The 8,825-nt window shown below is 71.0% G+C and carries 10 protein-coding genes; 7 read left to right on the plus strand and 3 right to left on the minus strand.

Annotation, left to right across the window (positions count from 1 at the left end):
• Positions 1 to 110 precede the first annotated feature (110 nt).
• Positions 111 to 1,238: an MFS transporter gene (locus tag ACA514_RS45575; protein ID WP_375047760.1), complete on the minus strand. Its 1,128-nt coding sequence runs from the start codon at positions 1,236 to 1,238 to the stop codon at positions 111 to 113.
• 152 nt (positions 1,239 to 1,390) lie between these two features.
• On the opposite strand from ACA514_RS45575, the gene ACA514_RS45580 reads away from it, so the two are divergent.
• Both ACA514_RS45580 and ACA514_RS45585 read left to right on the plus strand, forming a co-directional pair.
• Positions 1,391 to 1,579, plus strand: coding sequence for an isochorismatase family protein (locus tag ACA514_RS45580; protein WP_375047761.1), 189 nt, complete (start codon positions 1,391 to 1,393; stop codon positions 1,577 to 1,579).
• Positions 1,580 to 1,900: 321 nt separating this feature from the next.
• Positions 1,901 to 2,260 carry a nuclear transport factor 2 family protein gene (locus tag ACA514_RS45585; protein ID WP_375047751.1) on the plus strand — a complete coding sequence of 120 codons (360 nt, stop codon included), beginning with the start codon at positions 1,901 to 1,903 and terminating at the stop codon, positions 2,258 to 2,260.
• Between the two features lie 273 nt (positions 2,261 to 2,533).
• On the opposite strand, the gene ACA514_RS45590 is transcribed toward ACA514_RS45585, so the two are convergent.
• Positions 2,534 to 3,241 carry a DUF72 domain-containing protein gene (locus tag ACA514_RS45590; protein WP_375047752.1) on the minus strand — a complete coding sequence of 236 codons (708 nt, stop codon included), beginning with the start codon at positions 3,239 to 3,241 and terminating at the stop codon, positions 2,534 to 2,536.
• Between the two features lie 119 nt (positions 3,242 to 3,360).
• Between ACA514_RS45590 and ACA514_RS45595 the strand changes: the two genes are divergently transcribed.
• A complete protein-coding gene (locus ACA514_RS45595; RefSeq protein ID WP_375047753.1) occupies positions 3,361 to 4,380 on the plus strand; it encodes a tyrosine-type recombinase/integrase in 1,020 nt (339 codons plus the stop codon).
• A 36-nt stretch (positions 4,381 to 4,416) separates the two neighbouring features.
• Here the strand turns inward: ACA514_RS45595 and ACA514_RS45600 are convergent, their stop codons facing one another.
• Positions 4,417 to 5,052 carry an HAD family hydrolase gene (locus tag ACA514_RS45600; RefSeq protein WP_375047754.1) on the minus strand — a complete coding sequence of 212 codons (636 nt, stop codon included), beginning with the start codon at positions 5,050 to 5,052 and terminating at the stop codon, positions 4,417 to 4,419.
• A 139-nt stretch (positions 5,053 to 5,191) separates the two neighbouring features.
• Here ACA514_RS45600 and ACA514_RS45605 point away from each other — a divergent pair, with 139 nt between their 5' ends.
• The 4 genes from ACA514_RS45605 (at position 5,192) to ACA514_RS45620 (ending at position 8,786) form a co-directional block, all read left to right on the plus strand.
• Entirely contained in the window at positions 5,192 to 5,875 is a 684-nt protein-coding gene (locus tag ACA514_RS45605; protein ID WP_375047755.1) for a DedA family protein, read from the plus strand.
• 174 nt (positions 5,876 to 6,049) lie between these two features.
• The gene (locus ACA514_RS45610; RefSeq protein ID WP_375047756.1) at positions 6,050 to 6,853 is read left to right on the plus strand and encodes a phosphatase PAP2 family protein; all 804 of its coding nucleotides are present in this window, start codon (positions 6,050 to 6,052) and stop codon (positions 6,851 to 6,853) included.
• A gap of 182 nt (positions 6,854 to 7,035) precedes the next feature.
• Entirely contained in the window at positions 7,036 to 7,968 is a 933-nt protein-coding gene (locus ACA514_RS45615) for an ATP-binding cassette domain-containing protein (RefSeq protein ID WP_375047757.1), read from the plus strand.
• Positions 7,968 to 8,786, plus strand: coding sequence for an ABC transporter permease (locus ACA514_RS45620; RefSeq protein ID WP_375047758.1), 819 nt, complete (start codon positions 7,968 to 7,970; stop codon positions 8,784 to 8,786). Before ACA514_RS45615 ends, ACA514_RS45620 begins: the two co-directional genes overlap by 1 nt.
• Positions 8,787 to 8,825: the final 39 nt, after the last annotated feature.

An 8,825-nucleotide genomic window follows, 5' to 3' on the forward strand; every position in this document is an offset into this window, starting at 1 on the left:
TCCTGCGCAAGCGCGGACCCCGGCTGCACCTTTCGCGTAGCGACCTACCGCCGCCTACACCCCGAGGTGTACGCCACCGACCGACCTACTCCAGCCGGAGAAGCCGCACCTCAACCACGCCGATCCGCAACCCACACCACGACCGCCACTACCGCGAACGGCACCGCCGCCACCGCCACCAGCACACCTGGCCCCGCCCACGCCGACCCGACGGCGTACCCGCCGAACACCGCCACGCTCACCACCTCCGTCCCGAACCCCGCCAACGACGTCACCGTCGCCCGCGACCCGTCTCCCACCCGGTCCTGCAACCGCGCATCCGCCGCCGCGACCGACCACCGGAACGCCCCGAACGCCACCGCCACCAGCGGCACACCCCACACCGACTGCCGCACCGACCCGGCCGCCAGCAACACCGCACCCGCCCCCACCACCGGGGCCAGCCACCGCACACCCCGCCCCGACACCCAACCGCCCACCGCATCGCCGACCGTCACCACCAGGACCAGCACCGGCACCCACACCGACGCCACCCCCGTCGACCGCACCAGCAACGGCACGTACTCGTCCAACGACGTCACACCCGTCAGCACCGCGACCAGAACCAGCGCCCCCCGCACCGCCGGCACCCGCCTCACCTGAGCGACACCGTCCCGCAACACCTGCGCGAACGACACCTCGTCCTCCGCCCGCCCCGCACGCTCATCCGGCAGGAACCACCCCGCCACCGCACATCCCGCGCACGCCACCACACTCGCCACGCCCAACGCCCGGTACCCGCCCACCGCCAGCACCGGCGACGCGACCGCACTCGCCGCCACCACCCCCAGCAGCGCCACCGCCTCCGAACGCCCGATCAGCCGCGCATACGTGTGCGCGGCCCCCGACCGCTCGAGAGCCTCGTACACCAGCGCCTGCAGCGCACCCGACCGCAGAGCCGAACCCGCGCCCCACAACACGAAACCCACGGCGAACGCCGGATACGACGGCACGAACGCCCACAGACCGAAACCCGTGCCGGCCAGCAGGGGAGCGGCCACCAGCAGAGAGCGCCGCGAGAACACGTCCGCCCACAACCCGGCAGGCAGCTCGACAACGAAGCCCGTCACCGACCAGACCACGAACAACGACGAGATCGCCGCGTCCGACAACCCGGTCTCGGCGAACAACACCGAATAAACCGGATAAAGAAGGATGAAGTCCTCAAGAAACGCGTAAACGTACAGCCTGCGCGCCAGCCGGGACCCGGGGGAGAGGCATCAACATCGCCACGTCATACCGCGACCCTAAACCCGCACAAATGTCGACGCCACCGCTTAACCCGCCCACCGAAGTCCGTGAGCCGGCCCAGGGGAGATGCCCATGACCACCCTGATGGCTGACCGCCCTACTGACACGCCCCGGATCGGAGCCGCTCGTCCACAAGACCTACGGCAAGGCCGGAATCGGTCGCCTCGTCGTCACGGGCGCCGAGACCGACGCGTGCGTCCGACCCGCGATCCACGGCGCCTTCACTCGCGGCTACGACGTGACCCGCGTCGGCGACGCGCACACCGTCCCCGACAACAGCCAGTACTGACCCGCGAACCCGAGCGCACCGCGGGAGAGACCCAACTCGGACGAGCTGGGCTCTACTTAACATAATGCTCATTATCGACCGTCCTTCAGACCGGCTGGAAGAGGGGTGATCCGGGCGCTAGTCACCGTCCGAACGGCTCCAGACTCCACGGGATGGACGATCCGCTCGTCGGCGCCGTCCGGACGCTGGGCCGGTTGGGTGTCTCGCTGAATCTGCCTCGCGGATTCTCACTGGCGATCGGGGCCCCGGATCAGACTGCGAAGATCAGCCGAACGTGAACGCCCTGGCGTGGATACGACGCCGGCTGGGAGGGTGGGCCTCATGGAGGACTTGCGAGAAGCAGAGCACCGACTCCAAGCCGCGCAGCTGGCTGGAGATGTCGAGGCGCTTGATCGGCTGCTGGATGATCGGCTGATCTTCACCTTCGGCGCCAACGTTCAAACCAAGGCGGACGATCTGGAGCTCCACCGCACTCGGGCGCAGGTGGTGACGAAGGTGGCCGAGGAAGAGTTGACCGTACTCGCTGACGGGCGCACCGGGGTGACCTGGTTTCTCGGCACCGTCGAGGGAACCGTCTCCGGGACGCCGTTCGCGGCCAGGATGCGATACACCCGCACATGGATATACGACGAGAGGCACGGCTGGCGAATCATCGCCGTGCACGCCAGCACTGCCGATTGACACAGCCGACACATCGTCCGACGACCGTCCAGCAGGTCACGGCGCAGAGCTGAGGAAGATTCACTGTAATCGGACAATTGGCGCCGAGGACGTCGCAGGTTCAGTGAGACAGCCGACCGGGCTATGGCAGCTTGAGTGAGAATCGAGCAGCTTCACTGAGACGGGACAGCAGGCCCTCCTCCGCAGGTCGCCGCGCGCGTGCTCTCATGTCAAACCAGACAGAAGCAGGATTCTGTCTGGTTTGCGTAGTTTGTTGCACTTTGTCCTTCGGGGTCAGGTTGAGGTGAGGTCGGTGAAGCGTAGGGCGTTGCGGACGGCGGCTCCCCCGGGATCGTTGTTGAAGTAGACGTAGGCGTCGTCGGTGCCGTCCAGCCGGTCGGCCCAGGCCTGGAGGGTCTCGTCGTCGTAGTGCGGCCAGGGCTGGGCGGCGCCCTCATGGAAGCGCAGGTAGAGCCAGTCGGTGGTCCGCCACAGGGGCGTGAGGGGGCTGCCGAGGCGGTCCGCCCAGCACAGAGCGGCGCCGTGGTGTTCCAGGACGCGGCGTACGTCGTCGGTCCACCAGGTGGGGTGGCGCGGTTCGACGGCGACGCGGACGCCCTCGGGGAATCGGCGCAGGCATGCGTCCAGCCGCTCGGGTGCGGCCTGCAGGGTGGGCGGGAGCTGTAGCAGGACGGGGCCGAGTTTGCCGTCGAGGCCGCCGGCGACGTCCATGAGGCGGGCGACGGGTTCGGCGGGGTCGTTGAGGCGTTTCATGTGGGTGAGGTAGCGGCTGGCTTTGACGGCCATGACGAAGTCGGGCGGGGTGTTGTCGCGCCAGGTCTCGAAGGTGGCGCGTTTGGGGAGCCGGTAGAAGGCGTTGTTGTTCTCCACGGTGGCGAAGACCTGGCCGTAGCGTTGCAGCCAGGCGCGTTGCGGGACGCCGGGCGGGTACAGGACGTCGCGCCAGTCGGTGTACTGCCATCCGGATGTGCCGATCAGCACGGGCCGCTCCCCTCCCCCGGGCGCCGGGCGCCGGGTGCGGTGCTCCTACCCGTCCTGCGGCGGTTCTGTCGGTGGCGGGTTGTAACGTCCGGCGGGTGCGCCCTGCCGATGTTCAGCGAGTGACCGTTGCCGAGGCCGTGGACCGATACGCGGAGATGGTCCGGGCGAAGACTTCCACGGGGGCGCTGGCGCCCGCGACGGCGGAGGTGTACGCGCGGGACGTGGTGACGTTCGCGGAGCTGGCGGGTGCCGATCGGGTGCTGGACGATCTGACGGGGCGGGACGTCGATGAGGTGCTGCTGGGGTTCGCGCGCAAGCCGGACGGGCGGCGGCGCGCGGGTGGCGGGACGGTGGGCGGCGGCGGGTCGCAGAGCGCGTCGTCGCAGGCGCGGTTCCGGCGGTCGGTGTCGGCGTTCTTCAAGTACGCGGTGGTGGCGGGGTGGGTTCAGCTGGATCCGATGCGGGCGGTGACGGTGAGGCCGAAGCATCGGGGCGGGTTGCGCGCGGAGCGGCGGGCGTTGACGGCGGAGCAGGCGGAGGGGTTGCTGGGTGCGGCGCGAGGGTTGGCCGAGGAGGGGCCCGCGGCGCGGCGGCGGGTGGATCAGCGGACGGAGTTGCGGGACGGGTTGATCGTGTTGTTGCTGGCGGCGGTGGGTCCGCGGGTGTCGGAGCTGACGCGGGCGAACACGGAGGATTTCTTCGTGAACGGGGGGACGCGGTATTGGCGGATCTTCGGTAAGGGCGGGCGGACGCGGGATGTGCCGCTCCCCCGTCCGGTGGTGGAGGTGCTGGACGCGTATCTGGTGGAGGGGCGGCGGTTGCTGGATCGGGGGGTGGAGGCGCGGGCGTTGCTGTTGTCGTGGCGGGGGCGGCGGTTGGCGCGGGGTGATGTGCAGGCGGTGATCGACCGGGTGCTGGAGGGGGTGGAGCCGGGGCGGCGGCGCAGTGTGACGCCGCATGGGTTGCGGCATACGACGGCGACGCATTTGCTGGCGGCGGCGACGGACATGGATGCGGTGCGGCGGGTGCTGGGGCATTCGGATCTGTCGACGTTGGGGCGGTATCGGGACGAGTTGCCGGGTGAGTTGGAGGCGGCGATGCGGGTGCATCCGTTGCTGGGGCCGGTGGAGCGGGGGTGAAGCGGTGCGCCGCTCCCCCGGGGCTGGCGCGGGTGGTCAGAGGAGGGTGCGGGCGAGGTTGTAGGCGGTGGTGAGGTCGGTGCCGCGGTAGTCGAGGGCGGCGATGTCGGTGAGGTGGTGGTCGGCGTTGATGGCGATGGTGTTGGTGAGGTGGCGGAAGAGGGGTGCGTCGGATAGGGAGTCGCCGTAGGCGAGGCATTGGTCGATGGTGAGGTGGTGGCGGGTGCGGAGGTCTTCGGTGATGCGGATCTTGTCGGCGGGGGTGAGGATGCCGGCGGTGTCGAGGGGTGTGGTGGTGAACGGGAGCGGGGGGAAGCGGGAGGCGATGACGTGGTCGAAGCCGAGGTCGAGGAGGTGGCGGGCGAAGAAGTCGGGCGACATGGTGATGACGGCGGAGTGTTCGCCGCGTGCGCGGATGTCGGCGCAGACGTCGGCGATGCCGGTGAGCCAGGGGCCGGCGGTGTAGGCGGCGGCGACGTGGTCGGGGGTGAGGTGGTGCCAGAGGCGGTGGATCTCGGTGGAGAAGCCGCGGGTGTCGAGGGTGCCGGCGGCGAATCGGGCCTCGAGGGCGTGGAGTTCGGGGAGGGTGCCGAGGTGGCGGGCGAGTTCGAGGTTGGCGGTGGTGCCGTTGAGGAGGGTGCCGTCCATGTCGAAGATGTGCAGGTATGTCACGTGGTGTGAGTGTGGCGGATGGCGGTGGCGGCGTGCGAGCGGGTTTTGCCGGGTGTGTGCGGGGGCTGTCGTCAGTCGGGGGTGGTGGGGGGCTTTCGGGTGATGTGGGGGTGGTCGCGGCGTTCCTAGCGTCGGGTGCATGGATTCGATCTTGGATGGTGTGGGTGCGGCGGTGGCGTCGCCGTGGTTCGGCCTGGTGCTGTTCGCGGTGGCGGCGCTGGACGGGTTCTTCCCGGTGGTGCCGAGCGAGAGCATGGTGATCGCCGGTGGGGTGTACGCGGCGTCGGGTTCGCCGGATCTGGCGGTGGTGGTGGTGTCGGCGGCGTTGGGCGCGTTCGCCGGTGATCATGTGGCGTATCTGCTGGGGCGGGGGCCGGGCGGGCGGTTGCTGCGGCGGGCGCGGCCGGGGACGCGGCGGTATCGGGCTCTGGTGTGGGCGCGGGGCGCGTTGGCGGAGCGGGGCGGGCTGGTGCTGGTGGTGGCGCGGTATGTGCCGGGTGGGCGGACGGCGGTGACGGTGACGATGGGTGCGCTGGGGTATCCGCTGCGGCGGTTCTCGGTGTTCGCGGGGGTGGCGGCGGTGTCGTGGGGGTTGTACGGCGGGTTGCTGGGTTATGTGGGCGGCGCTGCGTTCGAGGACGATCCGGTGAAGGGCGTGGCGGTGGGGCTGGGTTTGGCGTTGTCGGTGACGGGTGTGGTGGAGGGGGTTCGCGTGGTGCGTCGGCGGCGTGGGCGGGGCAAGGCGCTGTCGGAGGCGGGGGCGTCGGAGCGGGATCCGGTGCGGGCGGGTGGTGGCGGGGTCGTCCGTGCGGATGAGCGGTAGGGCTGTCTTTGGTGGGGGTGTCGGGTCGTCTTGTGGGTGATGCGGGGCGTTTGTGGCGCGGGCGATCGTGTGTACGTGCCAAGCTCTACGGGAGGGTGAACGTGGGGTGAACTTCGGCTGCCCGTTCGGTGTCGGATGTGGTGCCGGGTGGTCGTCTCGAGCGTGAGGGAGAGCATGCAAGCGCCAGATTTCAGCGTCGAGCTGTACCGGGATGTGACGGAGTGGGCGTGGGGGACGCCGTCGTGGGTGCATTCGGTGGCCGACGTGGGGACCAACGCCGGGCTGCTGTTGTTCGCGGTGTTGTTCGTGGCGGGCTGGTGGCGGGCGCGGAGCCGGGACGCGCGGGCGATGGGGCTGGCGGTGTCGGCGCCGTTCGCGATGGTGGCGGCGTATCTGGTGAGTGAGGTGTCGAAGGACTTCATTCAGGAGGAGCGGCCGTGCCGGGCGGTGGCGGGGGCGGTGCACATCGCGGCGTGTCCGCCGGTCGGTGACTGGTCGTTCCCGAGCAATCACGCGACGATCGCGGCGGGGTCGGCGGCGGCGCTGGTGGTGGTGTGGCGGGCGCTGGCTCCGCTGGTGCTGCCGTTGGCGGCGCTGATGGCGTTCTCGCGGGTGTTCGTCGGGGTGCATTACCCGCATGATGTGGCGGCGGGGTTCTGTGTGGGGGTGGTGGTGGCTCCGCTGGTGGCGCTGGTGGTGGTGCGGCTGGCTGAGCCGGTGGTGGATTTCCTGCGTGGTTTCCCAATCGGTGTGGTGATGCTGGGGGCGCGTCCGGCGCCGGCGGGTGTGCCGGACGGTGGACTGCGGAGCGTGGCGCGGGGGCAGGCTGCGGTTCCCGCTGGGGCGGCCGGTGTGACGCGGGTGGACGGTCGGCTGCGGGATGCGGCGGTGACGATGCCGGATGTGATGGGCGGTGTGCGTGGTGTCGGTGGTGTTCCCGGTGGTGGTGCGGGGCGGCATCATCGGCCGGGTTCGTAGCGTCCGGCGGGTGTCGGCGGGCCGTTCCGGGTGTCGGAGCGGCCCGCTTCGCGTTGTGCGGGCGGGTGCCGGGTCCCTGCCGAAAGTGAGGGGTCGGGGGTGGCGTTCGGGCACTGTGGGGCCGCTCCCCCGCCGCCTAGGTTCTGGCCTGGACAGGGATTCGGAGCCGAGGGGACGGTGTGATGATCGCTTTGCGTGGTCTGACGAAGCGGTTCGGGGACAGGACGGCGGTGGACGGGCTGTCGCTGGAGGTGGCGGCGGGGAAGGTGACGGGGTTCCTGGGGCCGAACGGGGCCGGGAAGTCCACGACGATGCGGATGATCGTGGGGTTGGATCGTCCGAGCGCGGGGGCGGCGCTGGTGGGCGGCCGCCGGTACGGCGAGTTCCGGCATCCGCTGCGTGAGGTGGGGGCGCTGCTGGAGGCCGGGGCGGTGCATCCGGGGCGGTCGGCGCGGCGGCATCTGCTGGCGATGGCGCGCAGCAACGGGATCGCCGCGGGCCGGGTGGAGGAGGTGCTGGGGCTGGTCGGGCTGGAGGCGGTAGCCGGGAAGCGGGCCGGGTCGTTCTCGTTGGGGATGGGGCAGCGGCTGGGGATTGCGGGTGCGCTGCTGGGCGATCCGGGGGTGCTGTTGTTCGACGAGCCGGTGAACGGGCTGGATCCGGACGGGGTGCTGTGGGTGCGGCGGTTGATGCGGTCGCTGGCGGCGGAGGGCCGGACGGTGTTCGTGTCGTCGCATCTGATGAGCGAGATGCAGTTGACGGCGGACCGGCTGGTGGTGATCGGGAGGGGGCGGCTGATCGCGGACGCGCCGGTGGCGGAGGTGATCGCGTCGAGTTCCCGGAACGCGGTGCGGGTGCGCAGTCCGCGGGCGGCCGACCTTGCCGGCCGGCTGGAGGCGGGGGCGGCGGGGTCGGTTGAGGTGGCGCGGGTGTCGGCGCGGGAGTTGCTGGTGACGGGGTTGTCGCTGGATCGGGTGGGGTTGGCGGCCTATGAGGCGGGGGTTCCGTTGCTGGAGCTGAGCGAGGTGAAGGCGTCGCTGGAGGAGGCGTACATGGAGTTGACGGGGACGAGTGTGGAGTTCGGCGCCGGTGCGGCGGCCGGGGTGGAGGCGTGATGGCGGCGGTGGGCGCGCAGGCGGGCGACGCGCGGGCGGGTGGCGCGGAGCGGACGGGCGGGGGCCTTCCCGGGGCGGTCGCGGCGGAGTGGACGAAGCTGTGGTCGGTGCGGTCGACGTGGTGGGGGCTTGCGGGGGCGGCCGTGTTGATGGGGCTGATGTCGCTGATCCTGGCGTCGTCGACGGTGTCGAACAACACCAACGAGGTCGCCTCCGACGACCAGGGGGTGGTGTCGGTGAGCGGCGTCGCGGTCTCGTCGCTGGACATGGTGCAGTTCGTGGTCGTGGCGGTGGCGATCCTGGTGATCACCGGTGAGTACGCGACGGGCAGCATCCGTTCGACGCTGCAGTGGGTGCCGCGGCGGGGGCGGATGCTGGTGGCGAAGGCGGCGGTGCTGGCCGGGGTGATGCTGCCGGCGGGTGTGGTGCTGGGCGTGGTGGGGACGGCGGTGGCGGGTCCGGTGCTGGGCGGGGGGGGCCGGGCCCGGGCGGTGGTGGTCGTCGGCGACGCGCTGCAGATGGGGGTGTATCTGGCGCTGGTGAGCCTGCTGGTGCTGGGGGTCGGGGCGATGCTGCGCAGTACGGCGGGGACGTTGACGACGGCGTTCTTGTTCCTGCTGGTGGTGCCGATGCTGCTGGTGAACGCCGGTTCCAGCGTGGGGCGTCATGTGGCGGACGCGTTGCCGAGTACGGCGGGCCGGTATCTCATGACCGGGGACGGCCCGTATCCGGAGGTGGCCGGGGCGGCGATCCTGGCGGCGTGGACGGCGGCGGCGTTGTGGGGCGGGGTGCTGGTGCTGCGGCGCCGTGACGCCTGACCGGCGGTGTCCCGGTCGGAAGGAGGGGCTGCCGCGTCC

Origin of the sequence: Actinomadura sp. NTSP31 (genome assembly GCF_041951385.1) — a bacterium.
In the GTDB taxonomy this organism is placed as follows: domain Bacteria; phylum Actinomycetota; class Actinomycetes; order Streptosporangiales; family Streptosporangiaceae; genus Spirillospora; species Spirillospora napierensis.